The organism is Zoogloea sp. (assembly GCF_017302315.1).
Taxonomy (GTDB): domain Bacteria; phylum Pseudomonadota; class Gammaproteobacteria; order Burkholderiales; family Rhodocyclaceae; genus Zoogloea.
On the sequence record NZ_JAFLDT010000051.1, the window covers coordinates 1 to 22312 of the forward strand.

Here is a 22312-nt window from a genome sequence, read left to right on the forward strand (position 1 = left end):
GCCCGCCTGGCAGCCCTGCCGCGCCTCGCGCCGCGCCCCGCCGTCGAGCCGCCGGTGCCCTACCCCGAAACCGAGCTCAGCTACCTGGCCAACGTGCTCAACCAGAAGGCCCGGGACTTCTATCACCGTCACGGCGTCGAACTCATCGAGGCCGCCTACGAGGCCAACGAGCACACCGACGATGCCTCCCTGATGATCACCAAGCACTGCCTGCGCTACAGCTTCAACCTGTGCCCGAAGGAAGTGAAAGGCATCAAGCCCGACCCGATGACCCTGATCAACGGCAAGGAAAAACTCACCCTCAAGTTCGACTGCAAGCGCTGCGAGATGCACGTCATCGGCCGCATCCGCCAGTCGGTCCTCGACACCCCGGCCGTCCCGGTGGTGTTCCATGCCAAGGTGCCTGCGGGCTTCCACGCCCCCCACTGACCCCCACCCATGAAATTCGCTCTCGGCATCATCCTTCTCGCCCTGGCCGTGCTCGTCGGGCCCGTGGTCTGGCAGTTCACCCACTACGACCCCCAGGCCGTGCCCACCTCCGGCCTGCCCTGGCAGATCGAAACCCTGCCCAGCGGCGAGTCAAAGGTTTTCGACCTGACCCTCGGCCGCAGCACCCTGGCCGACGCCCGCGCCCGCTTCGGCAACGAGATGCAGCTCGCCATCGTTGCTGAGCCCCAGGAAACCGGCAACGCCGAGGGCTACTACGAAGCCATCACCCTCGGCTTCGTCGCCGGCAAGCTGATCATCACCGCCGACCTGTCGAAGGAAGTCATCGAAGGCATGCGCGAGCGCGCCCCCAAGACCGAGTACATGCAGAGCACCACCCGCAAGGCCACCCTGGCCGAAGCCGACCGGGCCGCTGCACTGGCCGCGCCGATCCGCGGCATCGCCTTCATCCCCAGCGCCCAGCTGGACGAGAGCGTGATCCTGGAGCGCTTCGGCCAGCCCGCCGAGCGCATCCGCATCAACGAGCACCTGGAGCATCTGCTCTACCCCACCAAGGGCCTCGACATCGTCCTCGACAGCAAGGGCCGGGAGCTCCTGCAATACGTGGCGCCAGCCCGCTTCGAAGCCCTGCGGGCCCCCCTGCGCAAGTGAGTCCGGCTGGCCGGGCACGCAGGCACGCCGCCGTTTCTGCCCCATAATCCGGACGATCCCCTTCGGAAGGCGCGCCCATGTCGGTCATCCTCGAAATCGAGCACACCACGATCTACCGCTACCGCAAGCCGGTCAGCTTCGGCGAACACCGCATGATGTTCCTGCCGCGCACCAGCCACGACATCCGGGTGCTCACCTGCACGCTGGACGTGAGCCCCGATGCCGAGATCCGCTGGGTGCACGACGTGTTCTCCAACTCGGTCACCTACGTGCGCATTCCCGGCCAGGCTGCCGAACTGAAGTTTGTCGCCCGCGTGATCGTCGAGCATCTGGGCGTGCGCAACCTCGAGCTTCCCCTGGCCGCCTCCGCCGAAGTCTTCCCCTTCGAGTACGGCGTGTCCGAGCGCTACGACCTGCGCAACTTCGTCGAACCCTGCTACCCCGACCCCGGCGGCCATCTGCGCCTGTGGGCCGACCAGTTTCTCACCCGGGGCCAGCACCGCAAGACCCGCGAGCTGTTGATCGACATCGCCACCGGCATCCGTGAGCAGTTCTCCTACACCTCCCGCTATGTGGAGGGGACCCAGTCGCCCCTGCAGACACTGGAGCTGAAGAGCGGCACCTGCCGTGACTACGCCCTGTTCATGATGGAGGTCGTGCGCCGCCTGGGCTTCGCCGCCCGTTTCGTGTCCGGTTACCTCTACGACCCGGCCCTGGATGGCGGCACCGACGGCATGATCGGCTCGGGGGCCACCCACGCCTGGCTACAGATCTACTTGCCGGGTGCCGGCTGGCTGCCCTTTGATCCCACCAACAGCCTGTTTGGCGGTGACAACCTGATCCGCGTCGCCTATGTGCGCGACCCTGCCCAGGCCAGCCCCCTCACTGGCAGCTACACCGGCCACGATGGCGACTTCGTCGGCATGGAGGTGGACGTCAAGGTGCGCAAGCTTGCCGTGCTGCCCACCGACCTCCAGACCCGTGCGTGAGCCATGGCCAGCCAGTCTGCCGAACGCCGCCGCTGCCTCAGCTGCAACCGCTGGGGAGGCGAGCGTGCGCCAGGCAAGGAGCCCGACACCGTGGACTACGACGAAGACAACGACCGCGGCCCCTGCCAGGAAGGCCCCTGGCACGGCAGCAGCCGACGCGGTCCGCGCAACGCTTGCGGCCAGTGGGTCAAGTGGATCGCCCTCGACACTTCCGTACAAGCGCCTCCCACCGAAACCCGCGACGCGCCCGCCCCATGAACGCCGACACCCCTGAGTTCCTTGTTGCCTGCCTGTGCGCCGCCTGGTGCGGCACCTGCCGGGACTACCAGCCGGGGTTCCACGCGCTCGCTGCGCGTTTTCCCGCGGCCCGTTTCCTGTGGATCGATGTGGAGGACGACGCCGACCTGGTGGACGACTACGACGTGGAGAACTTCCCCACCCTGCTCATCCAGCGCGACGACACGGTGCTCTTCTTCGGCACCATGCTGCCGCACCTGGACCTGCTGCAACGCACCCTCGAGAGCTTCCATGCCCAGACGCCCGAGGAGAGCCGCTTGCACGCCCATGCCGACCCCCTGCGCCGTCGCTGGCAGACCGAACGCAACCTGAGACGTGCCCTGGCCGCCAGAAACACCTGACAACCACAACACGGAGACCCTGCCCATGGACGACTGCATTTTCTGCCGCATCGTGCGCGGCGAGCTGCCCGCTTCGAAGATCCACGAGGATGAGCACACCCTGTCCTTCCTCAACATCATGGCGGCCCACCCGGGCCACGCCCTGGTCATCGTCAAGCCCCACGTGGCCAACATCTACGACCTGGATGAGACCCTGTCGGCGGCTGTCTTCCAGGCCACCACCCGGGTCGCCCGCGCCGTCAAGGCTGCCACCGGCTGCGACGGCATCACCCTGTTCCAGGCCAATGAAGTGGCCGGCGGACAGACCGTCTTCCACTTCCACATCCACGTACTGCCCCGCTTCAACGACGACAAGCTGCTACCCTTCTGGCCCGCCAGCTCCCCGAGCCGCGAAGCCCTGGACGCCATGGCCGAACGCCTGCGCGCCGTGATCTGAAGCCCCTCCGGCCACTCCGGCGCCCGCCACTTCACCGGGGCGGGCGCATTCCGCTAACGGAAACACTGCAGCTCACCGCACCCGCCGACCAAGGCCTGCCACCATGACCCTGCCCTTCCTCAGCCCCGAGGCGCCCTTCGCCATCCTGCTCATGCTGGTCGGCGCCGCCCTGGTCCTGCGCCCACTGCAGGCCTGGCGCCGTTCGCTGATGAATACCGGCGTGTTCTTTGCCGCCTGTCTCGCGGGCGATCTGCTGGCGGGACTGCTGGCCGGGCAGCTCCAGCCCGCCGCCCTGCGCTGGCTGCGGGAGATGGCCGTGTTCGGCGAAGGTCTGGCGGTCATCCGCTACCTTGGTCTGGCCCTCTTCATCGTGGTGCTGCCCCAGATGCGGGTGCACATCTCCGGCATCCTGGCTGACATCCTGGTGATCATCGGCTACGTCGCCTGGGCCTTCCTGCGCCTCAACCTGGCCGGAGTGGAGTTCTCCCACCTGTTCGCCACCTCGGCGGTTCTCACCGCGGTGGTCGCCATCTCCATGCAGGACACCCTGGGCAATCTCCTCGGCGGCCTGGCGCTGCAGATGGACAACTCCCTCGAAATCGGCGACTGGATCCAGATGGGCGATGTCAGCGGGCGGGTCAGCGATATCCAGTGGCGCTATACCGCCATCGTCACCCGCAACGGCGAACGGGTGGTGATTCCCAACAGTCACCTCATGAAAAACCGCTATGCGGTCGTCTGCAACAAACGCCAGGCCGTACCCCAGCAACGGCGCAACATCGCCTTCAACGTGGACCTGTCTGTTCCCCCCGCGCGGGTCACGGCCGCCGTGCTGCAGGACATCCGGACCGCCCGCATCCCCAACGTCAGCCTCGACCCGGCCCCCCTGTGCCTGCTGATGGACTTCGGACCCGGCTTCGCCCGCTATCAGCTACGCTACTGGCTGATCGATCCTGGACCGGACGACATCACCGACTCCGACGTCCGTCACCACGTGCTCGCCGCCCTGCAACGGGAGGGCATCCGCCTGGCGGTCAGCGACCAGACCATCCACCTGGTGCAGGAAGGTGAAGCCCACCGGGGCGAAGTCCGTGCCCGCGAGCTGAACCGTCGCCTCCAGGCCATCTCCCAGATCGACCTTTTCTCGCGCCTCTCCGAGGCCGAGCAGCTCGAGCTTGCCGGACGGCTGGTGAACGCGCCCTTCGCTCGGGGTGACATCGTCACCCGCCAGGGTGCCATCGCCCACTGGCTCTACATCATTGTGAGCGGCGAAGCCGAAGCCTGGTGGCAGCCCCCCGATGGCGGCCCCCAGCGCCTGCTGGAAAAGCGTGGCCCCGGCAGCGTCTTCGGCGAACTCGGCCTGATGACCGGTGCGCCCCGGCGGGCCACGGTGGTCGCCATCACCGACATGGAAGCCTATCGCCTCGACAAGGCCGGCTTTGAACACATCATCCGCGCCCGGCCGGAACTGGCCGAAGGCATCTCGGCCATTCTCGAATCCCGCCTCGAACACTTCCAGGCCCTCGAAAGAGGCCATGCCGAGGGCAAGCCCGCATCCCTTTCCCCCCAGGGCTCCGACGTCGCGGCCCTGGGCAAGAAGATCCGCGAATTCTTCGGGCTGTAAGCCAACCCGCGCCACCTTGACCGTCACCCAGAAAGCACACCCGCACCATGCCCGATTCCCGCCCCCTCATCACAGCCCTCGGCGCCGCCCTCGACGCCCGGCGTGACCTGATCGCCCAGCTACACGCAGAGGGGACCGACGCCTACCGCCTGTTCCACGGCACCGTCGAAGGCCGCCCCGGCCTGACCGTGGACCGCTACGGCAGCCTGATCCTGACCCAGAGCTTCCACGGACCCTTGTCCCAGACCGACGAGGAGGCCCTGGAGGCCTTCTATCTCCAGGCCTTCCCCGGCACCGATCACGTCTACAACGACCGCAGCCATGCCAACTCCCGGGTCAGCAATCCGCTGCCGCCCGAGCGCCTGGCCCGCGCCGAGGCCCTGCGGGAGTTTTCCGAGCTGGGGGTCAAGTACAACGTCCAGGCCCGCCACGCCGGCCAGGACCCGTGGCTGTTCCTCGACCTGCGCGCGGCACGCCGGCGCATCATGGCCGAAGCCCCTGAGAAGTCGCTGCTCAACGTATTTGCCTACACCTGTGGCGTCGGCGTGGCGGCGGCCAAGGCCGGCGCCCGGCATGTGGTGAACGTGGATTTTGCCGAGTCCAGCCTCTCGGTAGGCAAAGCCAATGCGCGCCTCAACACCCTGCCCTTCCGGCCACGTTTCGTGAAGAGTGACGCCTTCGCCGCCATGCGCCAGCTCTCCGGCATCGGCCAGCCGAAGATGGTGCGGGGCAAGCACCTGCCGCCCTTCCCCGCCCTGGACAAGCACCGCTTCGATCTAGTCTTCCTCGACCCGCCCCGCTACGCCAAGAGCGCCTTCGGGGTGGTGGACCTGGTCAACGACTACCCTGCCCTGTTCAAGCCCGCCCTGCTGTGCACCCACGAGGGTGGCACGCTGGTGTGCTGCAACAACGTGGCCCAGGTGGAGCGGGAGGCGTGGGCGGATCAGCTAGTACGCAGCGCCAAAAAGGCCGGCCGCGAAGTGCGCGAAATGGAATGGATCGTCCCCGAAGCAGACTTTCCCAGCGGCGACGGCAACCCGCCCCTGAAGACCCTGCTGCTGCGCGTCTGAGCGCAGGCAGCGACTAATCGAAGATACGGAGAGGACCAACCCTGGAATGCAACTATGACGCCGGGAGAGCAGGCCCGACGCAGCCTTTGGCCCAAGGGCTGCGGTATCCTTCCAAGCTTCCACATTGATGAGGACGGAGCGCCGCAAGACTGATGACGAACGACTCCAGCATGGAGCCGCGGCGCCAAAGAAAGGATAGTAACAATGCTGACACGACTGGAGATCGACGGATTCAAGACCTTCGAGAATCTCGCCATCGATCTGCTGCCTTTCACGGTTGTGCTCGGCACTAACGCGGCGGGCAAGAGCAACCTATTTGATGCCATCCGCCTGCTGTCGCTGCTGGCCACCAAGGATGTCTCCGAAGCGATGAAGGAGATGCGTGGCGAGCCACTTGAACTCTTTCGCCTGACATCTGCCGGGCGCTGCAAGCAGATCAGGATGGCAGCCGAAGTTCTCGTCGATCCGAGCGCCCGTGACCCCTGGGGCAGCGAAGTTCGACTGACGCATACGCGCATCCGCTATCAAGTCACTCTCGAGCGACGCGAGATTCGGCCAGGCATCGAACGTATCCAGATTGCACAGGAATCAGCTGAGCCAATCCTGCGCAAGGAGGACCGCTGGGCCGACGCCATGTCGCCATCCAGGGCGTTTCGGAGCGTTTATCTCAAATATAGGCGGCCGAAACCATGGCTTACGACCGAGGAACTCGCGGAGGGCATGGCATTCAACATTCATCAGGATGGCAAGCAAGGGCGCAATAGACCCGCCAGTGCCGCCGAAGCCACGGTTCTATCCAGCATCACCAACGGGGAGTTTCCCCACCTGTTTGCCTTACGCGAAGAGATGCGCCACTGGAGACTGCTGCAACTTGACCCGGCGCTCCTTCGCAAACCTGTCCCCGCCACAGCGGCAGAGACACTCGACGCCGATGGCGCCAATTTGGCAGCAGTGCTGGCCCAGCTTAAGCTGGAGACAGCCACGCCCGAACGGCCACGCGGCGTCCTGAACGACATCGCGATGGAACTGAACCATCTCATCCCCGGAATATCCAGCCTGGATGCTGAACTCGACCCGGCTAGCCGGGAGTATCGTATCGAACTCACGATGCACGACGGCCTGCCTTTCACATCCCGCGTTGTCTCCGACGGAACACTGCGCGTCCTTGCCCTGCTGACCCTCCTCCATGATCCTCGACATCGGGGCCTGATCTGCTTCGAGGAACCAGAGAATGGGGTGCATCCGGGGCGAATCAGGCAACTGGTCCAGCGCCTGCGCGACATGGTGAGCAACCCATCAGAGTTCTCCGCTGATGACGGCCCCACTCCGCTCAGCCAGTTGCTCCTCAACAGCCATTCACCCGTGGTGTTGTCGTCACTGATCGACGAAGACAACTCACCTGTCGGCGGTGCGATCCTGTTTGCTGACACAGCCACTGTCAGCGACCCCCAGCGGCAGGAGATCCGACGAAAGACCCGGTTGCGGCCAGTCAAGTCAAAAAACCAGGGCATGAAACGTCAAGGGGATCAAGGCGCCCTGTTCTCCGACGACACCGTGCCCCAGGGCTTCGTCTCGGACCTGGAGGTTCAGCGGATGCTTGAGACGGTCAGCGGCGAGGGTTAACAATGCATTACCTTGGACTCGCCCTCTACGCCGAGGGCCCCACGGACTACTACTTTCTTCGGCCACTCCTGCAGCGCCTTTGTGAAGACCTTTGCGCGCGTGGGGCTCGACAACCGGTTGAATTCAGCGCAGTGCTCGAACTCGACGATCCGATTCAGCTCAAAAACGCCTCCCGCGATGCTCGTATCGTCGGCGCAGCAAGAGCAGCCCAAGGTGCCTGGCAACTCCTGTTCGTGCATTCTGATGGCGAAGCGGCTCCCGCTAAAGTGAGGGCTGAGCGTACGGCGCCTGCGCTTGCTCGACTGCAACAAGAATTCGGTGAGGCCTACGCCGGGGTGGCGGTGGTACCGATCCGCGAGACAGAGGCCTGGGCCATGTTTGACACCGAAGCCGTTAGAGAAGTGTTTGGCACCACGCAGACAGCTGACGATCTGGGCTTACCCCTAGCAGCCGCTATGGCCGAGGCAACGGCCGACCCGAAGCGTACTCTTGACGATGCGTTTCTTGCGACCAACCCGTCCGGCCGACGGAGAAAACAGGGCGTTTCGCCGATGCTAAATGCTCTTGGAGAACGAGCCTCATTGCAACGCCTGCGACAGTTACCAAGCTTCGTTGTTCTAGAAACGGAACTCAGAGAGGCATTGCTGCGTTTGCGAGTTCTCTGATCCGCTAGACAATCGTACAGCCTCCAACTCTACGGCGTCGCCTCATCCGGCGCGGTGTCATCCACCTCGCCCTCCGCCTTCGCCGCCATTTCGGCGGCATGGGCGAGCAGCATGGCGGCGCGGCTGTCCGGACTCTCCAGGCTGACGCGGCCAATGGCGCCATCCCGGTATTCCTGGAGCAGGATCAGGGATGCCTTCTCGATGTCGAGCCCGCCGCCCTTGAGCAGACAGCCCCGGCGCCGGGCAATGGCCTCCACCAGGGCCGGCCCGTCCAGACCCTCGACGGAGAGCTTGTAGCGGGCCGCCACGAGGGCCGGGTAGCGGGCCAGCAGCACATCACCGAGGAAGTTGGCCACCGCCTCGTCGATCACCGCGTTGCGGCCGATGGCGTGGCTGGCCGCGAGCATGTAACCGTCGGAATCGTAGGCGATCTTCGGCCACATCATCCCCGGGGTGTCGATGAGCGTGGCCGTGGGCGACAGGTCCAGCACCTGCTGGGTCTTGGTCACCGCCGGCTCGTCCCCCACCTTGGCCACCCGCTTCTTGAGCAGGGCGTTCATGAGCGTGGATTTGCCCACGTTGGGGATGCCCATGATCATCATGCGCAGGGGCTTCAGGCGGTCGTTGCGGTGGGGCGCCAGGGGCCGGCACAGGCCCACCACCTTGGCCACGTCACCGGGCTTCTTGCACGACAGGGCCACCGCATGCACCCCTTTCTGGGCGTTGAAGTGGGCCAGCCACTGGGCCGTGACCGCCGGATCGGCCAGATCGGCCTTGTTGAGGATCTTCAGGCAGGGGCGCTGGCGGTGCACCCGCAGCTCCCGGATCATCGGATTGCAGCTCGCCTCGGGCAGGCGGGCGTCGAGCACTTCGATGACGACGTCGATCCGTTCCATGCTCTCCGCCGCCTTCTTGCGGGCGGAAGTCATGTGACCGGGAAACCACTGGATGGACATGGGCGTGCGCGGAATCAATGTAAGCCCGCCATTATCAGGGCAAAATGTCGCCCTCCCGAAGGAAACTCTGCCGGACATCCCGCACCATGAACCACGAAGAAGTCATCGCCGCCACCCGCGAATGGATCGAAAAGGCCGTCATCGGCCTCAATCTGTGCCCCTTTGCCAAATCGGTCTACGTCAAGAATCAGGTCCGCATCGTGGTCAGCGACGCCCGCCACCTGGACGGCTTCCTGGAGGATCTGGACCGGGAGCTCGACCACCTGGCCGAGGTGGATCCCGAGGTCACCGACACCACCCTGCTGGTGCACCCCACGCTCTTCCCTGACTTCCTGCTCTTCAACGACGTGCTCGAGATTGCCGACGAGGCCATCACCGAGCATGAGCTCGAGGGTGTGCTGCAGATCGCCAGCTTCCACCCGGACTTCCAGTTCGAGGGCACCGAACCGGACGACATCACCAACTACACCAACCGCGCCCCCTACCCCACCCTGCACCTGATCCGTGAGGCCAGCATCGACAAGGCAGTAGAAGCCTTCCCCGAGGCCGAGGAGATCTACGAGCGCAACATGGAAACCCTGCAGAAGCTGGGGATTGCCGGCTGGAAGGCCCTGGGCCTGACGGTTTCGGGGGCCGCCAAGAAGCATGGCGAAGAATAAGCCCGCCGCCGCCAAGCCTGCCGGCACACCGGCAGTTCACCCGGAGATCCGCCCGGGTCAGTCCGTCGAGCTGCTGAAAGAACTGCACATCCTGACCCGCGACGGCCAACTCAACCAGGACAGCCGGCGCAAGCTCAAGCAGGTCTATCACCTCTACCAGTTCATCGAGCCCCTGCTCGCCGAGGTGCTGGCCGAGACCGGCGACCTGAGCCTGGCCGATCACGGGGCCGGCAAGTCCTATCTGGGCTTCATCCTTTACGACCTGTTCCTCAAGGACAAGCCCGCCGGCACCATCCACGGCATCGAAACCCGTGCCGAGCTGGTCCAGCGCTCCCGCGAACTGGCCGAGCGCCTGGGCTTTCCGCGCATGCACTTCCTGGATGTGAGTGTCGAGGAGTCCACCCACTCCGGCCAGTTGCCGGAGCGCATCGACGTGGTCACGGCCCTGCATGCCTGCAATACCGCCACCGACGACGCCATCCAGTTCGCCTTCGCCAAGAATGCGCGCTTCGTGGTGCTGGTGCCCTGCTGTCAGGCCGAGGTGGCCAGCGTGCTGCGCCAGAACAAGAACGCCAGCTTCGGCAAGACGCCCCTGTCGGAGATCTGGCGCCACCCCCTCCACACCCGGGAGTTCGGCAGCCAGCTCACCAACGCCCTGCGTTGCCTGCAGCTCGAGGCCCATGGCTATCAGGTCACCGTCACCGAACTGGTCGGCTGGGAGCATTCGATGAAGAACGAACTGATCATTGCACGGCACACCGGCGCGCCGCGCAAGAATGCCCGCGAGCGCATCGAAGCCATTCTCGGCGAGCTGAATCTGACCGAGCTGCGGAGCCGCTTCGCGTGCTGAGCGTCGAGCTGGCCCTGGCCCTGGGGCTCGCTGCCGCCTTTGCCCCGCGCCTGCCCCATCTGCGCCGACGCTACGACGCGACGGCCCTCAGTCCGATCACCCGCCGCCCCGAGGCCGACCCCGGTGACGAAGCCCTCAAGGCACGCCTGAACGCCTGGGTCCGCGATGGAGCCGGCAGCGGCGCAGCCCTTCTGCCGTGGGCCACGGCCCACCTTCCCACCCCGCTCTCCCGTCTGCAGCTACCGGACGGACAGGAAAATGCGGTGCGCCATTTCGGCTATCGTCTGGCGGGCTATCACCAACTCGATGAGCGCGGCCGCCTCGGCGGAATTCTCTACCGCATCGGTGTGCAGATGCGCCCCCTGCTGTGGTTTCTCCCCCGACGCCCGGACGAGCCCTGGGACGATGCCTGGCTTGATGAAGTGGATGACAACCGCCTTGCGGCCCTGGCACGCTGGACACCCCGCCGCCCGACCCTGATCGTGCTTGACCGCCTGTCGGCAAGGCGCGTTGAGCAGATCGCCGCCGCCCTGGGCATCGCGGCCGGAAAGGCAGAACATCCGATCCGCCTGCTCGTGCTTGAAGCAAAGACGATCCAGGCCTAGCTGGCGCGCAGGGAAAAACCTTAGCTCGCAGCCCGACCTCGCGACGGGCGACACGCGCTCAGCGGAAGGGGTAGGCCCGCATCTTGGCCGGCGGTGCGACCGGTGCCGCCTGAGTCGCGGGTGGCAGCACCGAATGCGGACGGTAGCGCAGGGGCACCGGATAGACCGGTACGGAATAGACCGGCTGCACCGACATCCGCGACAGGCGCTCGGCCTCGTCCAACTCGGCCTGACGCCGCTGCGCCTCAATCTGACGCTGCATGTCCTCGTAACGCCGCCGCTCGGCAGCCTCCCTCGCCCTGCGCGCCTCCAGCTCCCGCGCTTCACGCACCAGGCCTTCGCTGCGCGACATGGCCGCCGCCTGCTCTTCCCGGCTCAGGGGCGGCGGCGTCTCCACCCGGCTCACCTGACTTCCGCCTCCGCAGGGTCCGTCGGTATAGGTGACCTTGCCATCGACACCGACGCACTTGTTCACGGCGACAGCCGACGGCGCGAAAACCACCATGGCCACCGCCAGCGCTGCCAACACACTCGCCCGCAAACCGCTGCGTGCCACACCATTTACCGCCATATCCACTCCACTCGGCTCCAGAAACACCCCGGGGACTCCCGCCCCCTTCAACAGATTAGGCCGACCCGCCCCCCAGCGCCAGCATGACAACACGGCAGACAGGGGCCATCAAACAGGCCAAAACGGATCGGATACCGGGCATCGCCCCGCCGAGCCTCCCGGTGATCGCGCGCCAAGGCCCATCCACAAGCCTGCCAGTTTGGCAGACAGCGCCTGCCAATATGGCTTGATCAAGCCCGCCACGATAGCCGGTACGAAAACATAACCCAATAAAAACATCCACTTGTGCCATGCAGGAGGTCAGGCACGCTACCTGCTGAATAGATGGTAAGGAGGATGGATTGATGAGCCCAACCATCAGGGTATTGAGTTTTGTTCTGCTGTCCCAGCTCTCGTCCGCAGTCCCGGCTGCCGAGTTCATTGCCGGACTCAAGCCTGATCGGCGTCCCGCGGAGCCTCCCCGGATGATGACGGTCGTGATCGACCAGGCCCTGAAGGACCAGCGTCTGAAGGGCATCTCCCAACCCTGGCCCGGCAATCTGGAAGCCATCGCCAGCCAGGGCAACTGGTACTCCCCCCTGTTTCAACCCGGTCTGCCCGGGCCATACGACCTGCGTGGTCTGCATGCCCGATAGCCGGAGAACCTGTCGTGACGACCTCCGGTCGCCGCGATGCTCCCGGATGCTCCCACCCCGTGAGGCCTCCGGATTCAACCCGCATCTCAATTCTGTCAACGAAGGAGAAACCCCATGAAGTCTTTCGGCAAACTCGTTAGCTGTTCCGCCCTCGCCATCGCCCTCTGCGCAGCGCTGCCCGTCTCGGCCAAGGACGATCAGAAGGGTATGTCCGGTATGTCCGGCATGTCCGGTATGTCCGGTATGCAGGGTCAGAAGGGCATGTCCGGCATGTCGGGCATGGAAGGCCAGAAGGGCATGAGCGGCATGTCCGGCATGCAAGGCCAGAAGGGCATGAGCGGCATGTCCGGTATGGAAGGCCAGAAGGGCATGTCCGGCATGTCGGGCATGGAAGGCCAGAAAGGCATGAGCGGCATGTCCGGTATGGAGGGCCAGAAGGGCATGAGCGGCATGTCCGGCATGGAAGGCCAGAAGGGCATGAGCGGCATGTCCGGTATGTCCGGGAACAAGGCCAAGAAAGCCAAGAAGGCCAAGCAGCAGGGAATGTCCGGCATGTCCGGCATGTCCGGCATGGAAGGCAAGTAACCCTTCCTTTCACGGCCCCGCAAGGGGCCGTTTCCTGCCGCGGTCAGCGCGTCTGCCGGGCATGTACTGAGAGGTTGTCATGGTGGTCAGTCTAAGAACAATACGCTTCTCCGCCGCACTGCTTCTGTTGCTCGTATCCGGAGGACGGCCCGTCGCTGCCGGCTCCGCCGACAACACGCCGCAGACAGCACACGATTACCAGCGCGCGCGCTATAGCGCGCTGCATTTCAAACCTGCAATCGCATCCGCAAGCAATGCGGACTGCCTTGCCTGCCACGCGGAAGTTCTCAAGCCCTCCGTCCGGGAACGCTCGCCGGCAGGCGTCAAAGCCGCCGATGCCAAGGCGTGGTATCAGCAGGTATCGACTTACCAGGGTGCTCAGGACACCTTTCATCGCCGTCACCTTGAAAGCGATTTCGCGCGGACGACCATGTCGCTCCAGTGCACCACCTGCCACGAAGGACACGACCCGCGGGACGAGCATCCGCTGAGTTCAGCGAGCGCCCGCCGGGAGGGCAGCTTCCGGCTGCGCAAGAGCGTCACTCCCGAAACCACCTGCCTCAAATGCCACGGCCAGATGAACACCGCCGTGATGGGTCTCCCCGGCCCCTGGCACACCAGCCGCGAGATGTTCCAGAACGACTGCCTCACCTGCCACGCGGCGATCCGCACCAACCGGCACCAGGTGAGTTATCTGAAGGCCGATGCCATCGAGGCCGCCGGCAAGGGCAACGGCGATGTGTGCTACGGCTGTCATGGTGGCAGGGCCTGGTATCGCACGACCTACCCCTATCCACGCCACGCCTGGCCCGGGATGGCGGACGAGACACCGGACTGGGCAAAAGGACGGCCAACGGAATCGGAAGCGCGCTTCCTCACCGGGGACAGGGCAAAAGGACAATCAAAATGAAGATCGAATTCAAAGGCGCCAACCCGGATATCCCTGACCAGACGGGCCGGCGGGATTTCCTGAAAGTCATGGGTGTTGGCGCCGGTCTGGCTGGGCTAGGCGGCTTGACCGTGGCACCGCGGGAAGCATCGGCCTTTGCCTACGAGCCCTACCCCACCGACGACCAGCTCACCACCGTTGTCACCTCCTGCGCCCACAACTGCGGCTCTCGCCACATGCTTGTGGCCCACAAGAAGGGCGACGTGATCGTGCGCCTGTCCACCGATGACGGTCGCTACCAGAAGGGGGGCGCTTACGGAAAGGACACCGTCGACGAGCCCCAGCTTCGCGCCTGCCTGCGCGGCCGCTCCTACCGCTCGCGGCTGTATTCGCCCGAGCGTCTGCTGTACCCGATGATGCGGGTCGGCAAGCGCGGGGAGGGCAAGTTCAAGCGCGTATCGTGGGACGAGGCGCTCGACTTCCTTGCACACAAGATGGTCGAGCTGAAGAAGACCTACGGCCCCACCGCCATCCTCGACCAGAGCTACGCCGGTGCATCCTATGGCGTCTTGCACAAGTCGGACCAGATCGAAGGCCTGCTCGGGCGCTTTCTGGGCATGTTCGGCTGCCGCACCAATAGCTGGTCGGTGCCCAGTTACCAGGGCACCACCTTCTCCAGCCGCATCACTTTCGGCACCATCGAGGATGGCAACGAGGACGATGCCTATGCCCACTCGAAGCTGATCATCATGTGGGGCTGGAATCCGGCCTACACCTTCCACGGCGGCAACACGTTCTACTACATGCGGATGGCCAAACAGCGCGGCTGCAAGTTCGTGCTGGTGGACCCGCAATACACGGATTCGGCATCCGCCTACGATGCCTGGTGGATCCCCATCCGCCCCAATACCGACGCCGCCATGCTGGCCGGGATGGCCCATGTCATCTTCAGCGAAAACCTCCACGACCAGAAGTTCATCGATCGCTTCGTGCTCGGCATGGACAAGGGAACCCTGCCCCCGGAGCACCAGGATGCCGAGAGCTTCAAGGATTACATCCTCGGTACGCGGGACGGCATCCCCAAGTCAGCCGAATGGGCCGAGGCCATCTGCGGGGTGAAGGCCGACGACATCCGCAAGCTGGCACGCATGTACGCGACCACCAAGCCCGCTGCGCTGAAAGCCTCCTGGGCACCCGGTCGGGCCGCCTACGGTGAGCAATACAACCGCATGGCCGCCGCGGTGCAGGCCATGACCGGCAACATCGGCAAGCTGGGCGGCTGTGCCGAGGGGGTGGGCAAGGCCTGGCACTCGGAATCCATCGCCTATCCCTACGACGAATTCGCCAACGTGTGGTTCGGATCGATCAAGTCGGATCGCTGGGCCCATTGCGTGCTCAACTACCCCAACGTGCGGCGGGAGGAAGTCGGCCTGTGGCCGCGGGAAGACGAACTGGACGGTCAGATCCCCAATATCCGGGCCATCTTCTGGCAGGGATCGGACTGGTTCAACCAGCTCACCAACATCAACAAGGAAATCCAGGCCATCGAGAAGCTGGACCTGGTGGTGTGCATGGACTCGACCATCACCCCATCAGGCATCTGGGCCGACGTGCTGCTCCCCGTGGCAACCCACTTCGAGCGGCACGATGTGGCCTTGCCCTGGTACAAGGGCCACTACTACATCCATCGCCCGAAGGTGATCCAGCCCCTTGGCGAGTCCCGCTCCGATTTCCAGATCTTTACCGAACTCGCCTACCGTCTCGAGGCCATCGACCCGACGGTGAAGGACTTCGGCAAGCGCTACAACCCCCGCGCCACCCGCGACTACTTCCACAACGCCGACCCGGTGGACGAGGCCTATCTTTCGGCCTGGTGGAACGGCAAGGTACGCCCCCACCAGGGTGTCACCATGAGCTGGGAGGAATTCAAGAAACACGGGGTCTACAAGTTCGTCTTCAAACGCCCCCTGGTGGCCTTCCGCGATCAGATCGTCAAGGGCGAACCCTTCGAAACCCACTCCGGCAAGATCGAGATCTTTTCGCCCTATCTCGCCGAGATCGACGACTGGACCAAGACCCAGTACGGCTACGCCATCCCCCCCATTCCCAAGTGGATCGAGCCCTTCGAGTCCCTCAACAGCCCCCTGACCAAGGACTACCCTTTCCACCTCATCAGCCCCCACCCGCGCTGGCGTACCCACTCGATCTTCCACAACATCCCGTGGCTGCGCGAGACCTACGACCAGGAACTGACCCTCAACGCCTCCGATGCCCGCCGGCTCGGCATCCAGACCGGCGACACGGTGGAAGTCTGGAATGCACGCGGCAAGTGCGTGGTTCCGGCCTATGTCACCGAACGCTGCCTGCCCGGCGTGGCAGTGCTCTTCGAGGGTGCCTGGATGGACCTGGACGAGAACGGTGTGGACCGCGCGGGCAACCCTGACTTCCTGACCCTCGACGAACCGAGTCCAGCCGGTGCTTTCGCCTACAACACTGCGCTGGTCAACGTGAAGAAGTCCGAACTTGCCCATCGTCCCGGCTGGGACGAGCTTGCCACTGCGCGCTCCAGCGTGTTCCGGCGCGACTACTGAACGCATCGCCAGCGACGCAGAAGGAGTACTTAGATATGGCTGACAAGAAGACCATCCGCAAGCTGGGGGCCGAGGCCCGGGCCCAGGTACCCGACGCCCAGGCCCGCCGCGACGCGGCGACCTACGAGCCGGTCAAGCCGGCAAAGCAGCTCGGCTTCATCCACAACAACATGGACTGCATCGGTTGCCGCGCCTGCGAGATCGCGTGCAAGGACAAGAACGGCCTTGCCCCCGGGCCGCGCTTCCGTCGCGTGATGTACGTGGAGGGCGGGCAATTTCCCGACGTCTTTGCCTACAAGGTGAACATGTCGTGCAACCACTGTGCCGAACCGGCCTGCCTGCCCACCTGCCCCACCGGCGCCATCTGGAAACGTGCCGACAACGGCATCGTGGATATCGACTCCACCCTCTGCATCGGCTGTCGGCGCTGCGAGGCCGCATGCCCCTATGGCGCCCCCCAGTTCGACCCGGTCGACAATCTGGTCAAGAAATGCAACATGTGTGTCGACGAAATCGACGCCGGTCGCAAACCCTACTGTGTGATGGCCTGCATGATGCGCGTGCTGGACATCGGCCCCATCGACCAGTTGCGGGCCGGCTTGATGAACACCAAGGCAATGGTCAAGGGCGACAAGCCCGTGCGCCAGGTGCAGCACATGGCCAGCCCTGAACTGACCAACCCCTCCATCGTCTTCATTGCCCATCCGAAGGGACGCGTCGAATGAGCACGTCCAAGCTCGACCCGGCGCCAGAAGCCAACGCACTGCCCCTGGACGCAGCATCCGAAGACCTGGCTGCACTCGCCTGGCTGCATGAGTCCGAACGGGACGTGAACACCCTAGGCCGCCTGCACGCCGGGGGTTTCCCCGACGGCTTGACCCTGGCCCGGCCGGACATGCCGGCCGTCACCGACATGGAGCAGGCGCTGGCGGTGATCCGCCAGGTGGGCGCGGAAGAACAGGCCGCACTCCAGGATGACCTCGACGCCGACTTCGCCGGCATCTACCTCACCCACGCCCTGCGCGCCTCGCCCTGCGAATCCGTGTGGCTTGATGAGGAGAACCTGATGATGCAGGGCCCCAGCTTCGCGGTGCGCGACTGCTACCGCAGGCACGGGCTGGCGGTCGCCAACTGGCGGCACATTGCCGACGACCACCTCGCCAATGAACTGGCCTTCGTCGCCTACCTGCTGGCCAAAGGCCATGGCGGCGAGGCCCGTCGCTTCATCGACGAACACCTCATGCAATGGTTGCCGCGCTTCGCCGGCCGGGTGACCGAGCGCGCCTCGACCCGCTTCTACGCGGCCCTGGCAGGGCTGACGCTGCAAGTCGTCGAGAGTCTGCAGCAACGGCTGCAGGCCAGCGGCTGAAGCCCGTGTCACCGCGCCTGTGGCTGTCCCTCTCAGGGGGTGTAAATAGATCTGCTGCGCGATCCGATTTCGCCCCTGCGATACTCACCGCACCCTTGTACGGCTGCGCTTCTCGGGGCGAACTCGAACCGCTCGCTACGATTTCTTCACACCCTCTCCGCACTGTTCAGGCAGCCGTTCGGGTGATCCGATGCTGATCGTGGATGACGAACGCTGTGTGCATCGACTGACAACGGTGGCGACGTGTCATGCCTGCGTGGATAGCTGCCCGACCGGCGCCTGGTCGCTTAAGGCCGACGGGCTGGAGTTCGAGCCGGGCCAGTGTGATGGCTGCGGGCTATGCGTCCCCGCCTGTCCAACCGGCGCACTGGCGCTTGCTCAGCCACCCGAGCTGCCCCTCCTCCGTGGCACCCTGGATCTGGCCTGTGAACGCACGACGGGGCCAGGCATCCGCTTACCCTGCGCCCATGCCCTCTCCGAGGCGCGGCTGCTCAGTCTGCAGCGGAGTGGCCTGCGGCGGCTGATTGTGCGCACGGGTGACTGCAGTACATGCCCACGGGGCAGCGCCGTCCGGCTCCCGGAACGTGTTGACACGGTGAACCGCGTGCTGCAGCGCGCCGGGGCAGCAACGATTTCCCTTATGGCAGCGGATGAGGCTGTGGCAACAGAGCCGCCACGTCGGGGCTTTCTCGCCGGTCTGCTGGCCCGGCCCGCTGCACTGCTGAGCACGACAGCATCACCTGAACCCGACACCCGCCGCGCCGCCTTGCAGGGCCTTGCCGCGCGGGGTGTCCGCAGCGGGCTCTGGGCCGTGGAGCTCGACGCCCAACGCTGCGACGGGTGCGCCCTCTGCGCCCGCCTGTGCCCCGAGGGCGCCCTCGACTGGCTCGAGGGTGAACGGGAAGCCGGGCTGTGCCTGCACATGGAGCGCTGCGTAGCTTGCGGCATCTGCGTGGACGCCTGTGCCCAGCAGGCGCTGAAGCCGGGCAAGGCCGGTTGCGGTGCCCCGGGAGCCGTCTTTCGACAGGCAAGCTGCAACGCCTGCGGCGCGCGCTTCCGACATTTGGGCACCACTGCGCCGCGCCACTGCCCGGTATGCCGCACCCGCACACGGCGTCCGGATCGGCTGGTGGTAGACTGAAAACCGCCCCGCCCCCCGTCCTGCGCATGTCTCCGCTTTCCCGTCTGTGGTTTGCCACCTCCCTTGCACGAAGGCTCATGCTGGTGCTGATGCTGGCCTTGCTCTGCGCCTCCAGCCTGCTCGTCGGCGGCGTCGTGTGGATCTCGGGGACGGCCATGCAGATGGAGCACGAGGCCTCCGCCCACCGGCTTGCGGCCCTGTTCGAAACAAGCCTGCATTCGGCCATGTTGCGGCGTGATCTGCCGGGTCTGACCGAAACCCTCATCCACCTGGGGAGCCTGCCCGGCGTACACTTCGCCGCCCTGCTCAACCCCAGTGGCGAAGTCCGCTTTGCGTCCCGCGAGGGCGACCGGGGCCAACAGCACCCCGAGTGGGTCCGCGGTCTGTGTCTGAGCGCCGGCTGCACCGCATCGCCGCCACGACTGGACGCCCTAGAGACAGGTGCGACGGGGCTCCTTCGCATCGCCTACCCGATCCGCAACCAGGCTCGCTGCGGCGGCTGCCACGGCGCCACGGAAACACATCCGGTCAATGGCGTTCTGGTTCTGGAGTTCACACCTCCCAAGGACGAGAGCCGGGCCGTCAACCAGGCACGTCGCCTGCTCCCCCTGGGCCTGACGGCCCTCGCCGTGCTGGCGCTGGCCATCTGGTGGGTCGTCCGGCGCGAAGTGCTGGCGCCGGTGGATCGACTGGCGGGCGTTGCCGCGGCGGTTGCCGACGGTGATCTGTCAGCCCGCGCCGGCAGCCTGTCGGGTGGCGAGCTCGGCCAGCTCGGCAAGCAGGTGGACGCCATGACCGGCCGTCTCGGCACCATGATCGAACAGGCAAGCCAACAAGGGGTCTTCCTCCAGGGCCTGGTGGACGCTGCCCCCGACCCGATGGTTGTCATCGACGAGGATTACCGCATCGTCCTTGCCAATCAGGCCTACGCCACCCTGATTCAGCGCCCCCTGGATGCCGTCCGCGGCCGACCCTGCCATCGCATCGGCCGCGGCCTCGGCGAGCCCTGCCCGGTGACGCTTGTCACCTGTCCGGTCGCCGAACTGAAGAAACGGCCGGAGCCCCTGCGCACGGTGATGAGCATGCTGCGTCGCGACGACACACCAGTCAGCGTCGAGATCCATGCCGCCCCCCTGGTCGGGCCCGATGGCCGCCAGCTAGTGGTGGAGGCCATCCGCTCCCTTGACGATCAGGTACGCTTTTCCCAGGAGCAGCGTCTCTCCGCGGTCGGCCTGCTGGCCAACGGGGTGGCCCACGAGATCCACAATCCACTCGCCTCCATCCGCCTCGCCCTCCAGTCAAGCTTGCGCGGACTGCGTGATGGCTCAATGGGGGTTGCCGATGTCACCGAATACCTCGAGCTTGTGGATCAGGAGATCGACCGCTGCGCCCTGATCACCCAGCGGCTCATGACGCTCAGCCACCCCCCTGGCGGAACCCGGCCGGTGCTCCTGCGCACGGCGGTCGAGGATGTGGTGGCCTTGCTCGCCGAGGAAGCCCGCTCCGCCCGGGTGACCGTCAACATGACGCTGCAAGCACCGGACGCCCGGGTGCTCAACGACGAGGCCGAGCTGCGCCAGGTCGTGCTGAACCTGCTGCAGAATGCCTTTCACGCCATGCCCGCCGGCGGTACCCTTGAGATCGGACTGTCGCGGGAGGCGGGCTTCTTCCATTTCTCGGTGAGCGACGAGGGCGTCGGAATTCCCGTCGAGGAGCAAGGCCTGATCTTCATGCCCTTCTTCAGCCGGCGCGCCGATGGCCGCCGTGGGTCCGGTCTTGGCCTCGCCATCTGCAAGGCCATCCTTGAACGCCATGGGGGTCGTATTGCAGTGGAAAGCCGGCCGGGTCAGGGCAGTACCTTCCATGTCTTCATGCGCAGCGCCGACGAGGACACCGAATGAATGCACCGGTCCAGCACTCGATCCTGGTGATCGAAGACGACAGCGTACTCAACCGCCTGCTGCTCAAGACCCTGGTCCGCAGCGGCTTCGACATGCACGGTGCCCTCACCTGGGCGGAAGCACGCGCCCGCATTGACGAGATTGCCCCGGACCTCGTGCTGCTCGACATGAACCTGCCCGACGCGCGGGATTTCACCCCCCTTACCGAGATTGTCCAGACCCGCCCGGTGATCATGCTCACCGCCTACGGCTCAATCAATCAGGCCGTGGAGGCCATGCGGCTCGGCGCGGTGGATTACCTCGTCAAGCCGGTGAATCTCGAAGAACTCGAGCTGGTCATCCAGCGGGCACTGGAAGGCACGCGGCTTAGACGAACCGGCGATGCCCTGAAGGCCGCACGGAAAGGGCTGACCGACAACCCCATGGTCGGCGCCAGCCCGGCCATGCGCCAGGTGTGGGATCTCATTGAGGCCGTCGCCGACGACGAGGTCACCGTGCTGGTGCGCGGTGAAAGCGGCGCCGGCAAGGAACTGGTAGCCCGCGCAATTCATGACGCCGGACGACGCCGGGATGGGCATTACGTGGCCGTGGACTGCTGCACCCTGCAGGAAACCCTTTTCGAGACCGAACTGTTCGGCCATGAGCGGGGCGCATTCACGGGGGCCGACCGCCTCAAGCCCGGCCTCATTGAAGCGGCTGCCGAGGGCACCCTGTTTCTCGATGAAATCGGCGACATCGGCCCGGCCATCCAGGCCAAGCTGCTGCGCGTGCTCGAAACCGGACGCTTCCGCCGGGTTGGCGCCACCACGGATCTGCGTGCCAACGTGCGCATCGTTGCCGCCACCAACCGCGACCTGACCCAGATGGTCCGGGAAGGCCGCTTCCGGGCCGATCTCTACTACCGCCTCACCGCCTTCGAGATCAACGTACCCCCCCTGCGCGATCGTCGCGAGGACATCCCCCGGCTGGTGGCCCACTTTGCCCGAGCGCGGGCGCGCAATGGGCGCCTGGTGGGCTTCTCGGACGCGGCACTGGCCCGGCTCGTGACCTACGACTGGCCAGGCAACGTGCGCGAACTGCGCAACGTGGTGGAGCGCGCCCTGATCCTCGCCAGCCACACCGGCCTGGCCGGGCCCGAGCACCTGCCACCCTTGCGTGACCCCGGCTTCGACCCCCAGACCGCAGTCGCCTGCGGACCGGTGACCTTTCACGGCGAGCCCACCCTCGACGAGATCGAACGCCACTATCTCTCCGAACTCCTCGACCGCCATCAGGGCAACCGCCGCAAGGTGGCTGAAGCGATGGGCGTGTCCGAACGCACGGCCTACCGCATGCTGGAACGCCACGGGCTGAAGAGCCGGGGCGAGGGCGCTTGAACAATTGACCGGAGGGGTGCCGGCGCCACTTCGCCGGAACG

General features: G+C 65.5%; 23 protein-coding genes and 1 pseudogene. 22 read left to right on the forward strand and 2 right to left on the reverse strand.

The window, feature by feature from the left end:
* The 10 genes and pseudogenes from J0L98_RS14550 to J0L98_RS14595 form a co-directional block, all read left to right on the forward strand.
* Positions 1-429, forward strand: a pseudogene (locus tag J0L98_RS14550) (collagenase-like protease); the annotation flags it as partial.
* 9 nt (positions 430-438) lie between these two features.
* On the forward strand, positions 439-1098 hold the full coding sequence (locus tag J0L98_RS14555) for a hypothetical protein (protein WP_296412495.1): 660 nt from the start codon (positions 439-441) through the stop codon (positions 1096-1098).
* A gap of 77 nt (positions 1099-1175) precedes the next feature.
* Positions 1176-2087, forward strand: a complete 912-nt coding sequence (locus J0L98_RS14560) for a transglutaminase family protein (protein WP_296412496.1) — start codon at positions 1176-1178, stop codon at positions 2085-2087.
* Positions 2088-2090: 3 nt separating this feature from the next.
* Positions 2091-2345 (forward strand): hypothetical protein, encoded by a 255-nt coding sequence (locus J0L98_RS14565; RefSeq protein WP_296412497.1) that lies wholly within the window; start codon positions 2091-2093, stop codon positions 2343-2345.
* Positions 2342-2725 (forward strand): thioredoxin family protein, encoded by a 384-nt coding sequence (locus J0L98_RS14570; RefSeq protein ID WP_296412498.1) that lies wholly within the window; start codon positions 2342-2344, stop codon positions 2723-2725. Before J0L98_RS14565 ends, J0L98_RS14570 begins: the two co-directional genes overlap by 4 nt.
* A 25-nt stretch (positions 2726-2750) precedes the next feature.
* Positions 2751-3161, forward strand: coding sequence for an HIT family protein (locus J0L98_RS14575; protein ID WP_296412499.1), 411 nt, complete (start codon positions 2751-2753; stop codon positions 3159-3161).
* A 103-nt stretch (positions 3162-3264) separates the two neighbouring features.
* Positions 3265-4785: a mechanosensitive ion channel family protein gene (locus tag J0L98_RS14580; protein ID WP_296412500.1), complete on the forward strand. Its 1521-nt coding sequence runs from the start codon at positions 3265-3267 to the stop codon at positions 4783-4785.
* A 47-nt stretch (positions 4786-4832) separates the two neighbouring features.
* Positions 4833-5855, forward strand: a complete 1023-nt coding sequence (locus tag J0L98_RS14585; protein WP_296412501.1) for a class I SAM-dependent methyltransferase — start codon at positions 4833-4835, stop codon at positions 5853-5855.
* Positions 5856-6059: 204 nt separating this feature from the next.
* Positions 6060-7478, forward strand: coding sequence for an AAA family ATPase (locus J0L98_RS14590; protein WP_296412502.1), 1419 nt, complete (start codon positions 6060-6062; stop codon positions 7476-7478).
* Positions 7479-7480: 2 nt separating this feature from the next.
* Positions 7481-8143: a DUF4276 family protein gene (locus J0L98_RS14595; RefSeq protein ID WP_296412503.1), complete on the forward strand. Its 663-nt coding sequence runs from the start codon at positions 7481-7483 to the stop codon at positions 8141-8143.
* Between the two features lie 29 nt (positions 8144-8172).
* On the opposite strand, the gene ylqF is transcribed toward J0L98_RS14595, so the two are convergent.
* The gene (gene ylqF, locus J0L98_RS14600) at positions 8173-9099 is read right to left on the reverse strand and encodes a ribosome biogenesis GTPase YlqF (protein WP_296412504.1); all 927 of its coding nucleotides are present in this window, start codon (positions 9097-9099) and stop codon (positions 8173-8175) included.
* An 86-nt stretch (positions 9100-9185) separates the two neighbouring features.
* Here ylqF and J0L98_RS14605 point away from each other — a divergent pair, with 86 nt between their 5' ends.
* Genes J0L98_RS14605 through J0L98_RS14615 form a run of 3 tightly spaced genes read left to right on the forward strand, consistent with a single transcriptional unit; the run spans position 9186 to position 11213 of the window.
* Positions 9186-9758: a DUF1415 domain-containing protein gene (locus J0L98_RS14605; RefSeq protein WP_296412505.1), complete on the forward strand. Its 573-nt coding sequence runs from the start codon at positions 9186-9188 to the stop codon at positions 9756-9758.
* Entirely contained in the window at positions 9745-10608 is an 864-nt protein-coding gene (locus J0L98_RS14610) for an SAM-dependent methyltransferase (protein WP_296412506.1), read from the forward strand. The genes J0L98_RS14605 and J0L98_RS14610 overlap by 14 nt, the downstream gene beginning before the upstream one ends.
* Positions 10602-11213 carry a hypothetical protein gene (locus tag J0L98_RS14615; protein WP_296412507.1) on the forward strand — a complete coding sequence of 204 codons (612 nt, stop codon included), beginning with the start codon at positions 10602-10604 and terminating at the stop codon, positions 11211-11213. The genes J0L98_RS14610 and J0L98_RS14615 overlap by 7 nt, the downstream gene beginning before the upstream one ends.
* Before the next feature lie 58 nt (positions 11214-11271).
* On the opposite strand, the gene J0L98_RS14620 is transcribed toward J0L98_RS14615, so the two are convergent.
* On the reverse strand, positions 11272-11784 hold the full coding sequence (locus tag J0L98_RS14620; protein ID WP_296412520.1) for a DUF4124 domain-containing protein: 513 nt from the start codon (positions 11782-11784) through the stop codon (positions 11272-11274).
* A 344-nt stretch (positions 11785-12128) separates the two neighbouring features.
* Here J0L98_RS14620 and J0L98_RS14625 point away from each other — a divergent pair, with 344 nt between their 5' ends.
* From J0L98_RS14625 to J0L98_RS14665, 9 genes are all read left to right on the forward strand, one after another.
* A complete protein-coding gene (locus J0L98_RS14625; protein ID WP_296412508.1) occupies positions 12129-12419 on the forward strand; it encodes a hypothetical protein in 291 nt (96 codons plus the stop codon).
* 114 nt (positions 12420-12533) lie between these two features.
* Positions 12534-13004, forward strand: coding sequence for a hypothetical protein (locus J0L98_RS14630; protein WP_296412509.1), 471 nt, complete (start codon positions 12534-12536; stop codon positions 13002-13004).
* A 79-nt stretch (positions 13005-13083) separates the two neighbouring features.
* Entirely contained in the window at positions 13084-13914 is an 831-nt protein-coding gene (locus tag J0L98_RS14635; RefSeq protein ID WP_296412510.1) for a hypothetical protein, read from the forward strand.
* On the forward strand, positions 13911-16484 hold the full coding sequence (locus J0L98_RS14640) for a molybdopterin-dependent oxidoreductase (protein ID WP_296412511.1): 2574 nt from the start codon (positions 13911-13913) through the stop codon (positions 16482-16484). The genes J0L98_RS14635 and J0L98_RS14640 overlap by 4 nt, the downstream gene beginning before the upstream one ends.
* 35 nt (positions 16485-16519) lie before the next feature.
* Positions 16520-17209 (forward strand): 4Fe-4S dicluster domain-containing protein, encoded by a 690-nt coding sequence (locus J0L98_RS14645; protein WP_296405419.1) that lies wholly within the window; start codon positions 16520-16522, stop codon positions 17207-17209.
* Entirely contained in the window at positions 17206-17853 is a 648-nt protein-coding gene (locus tag J0L98_RS14650; protein WP_296412512.1) for a molecular chaperone TorD family protein, read from the forward strand. Before J0L98_RS14645 ends, J0L98_RS14650 begins: the two co-directional genes overlap by 4 nt.
* Before the next feature lie 190 nt (positions 17854-18043).
* Positions 18044-18994 (forward strand): 4Fe-4S binding protein, encoded by a 951-nt coding sequence (locus J0L98_RS14655; protein WP_296412513.1) that lies wholly within the window; start codon positions 18044-18046, stop codon positions 18992-18994.
* 26 nt (positions 18995-19020) lie between these two features.
* Entirely contained in the window at positions 19021-20895 is a 1875-nt protein-coding gene (locus J0L98_RS14660) for an ATP-binding protein (protein WP_296412514.1), read from the forward strand.
* Positions 20892-22271 carry a sigma-54 dependent transcriptional regulator gene (locus J0L98_RS14665; RefSeq protein ID WP_296412515.1) on the forward strand — a complete coding sequence of 460 codons (1380 nt, stop codon included), beginning with the start codon at positions 20892-20894 and terminating at the stop codon, positions 22269-22271. Before J0L98_RS14660 ends, J0L98_RS14665 begins: the two co-directional genes overlap by 4 nt.
* The last annotated feature ends 41 nt before the right edge of the window (positions 22272-22312 follow it).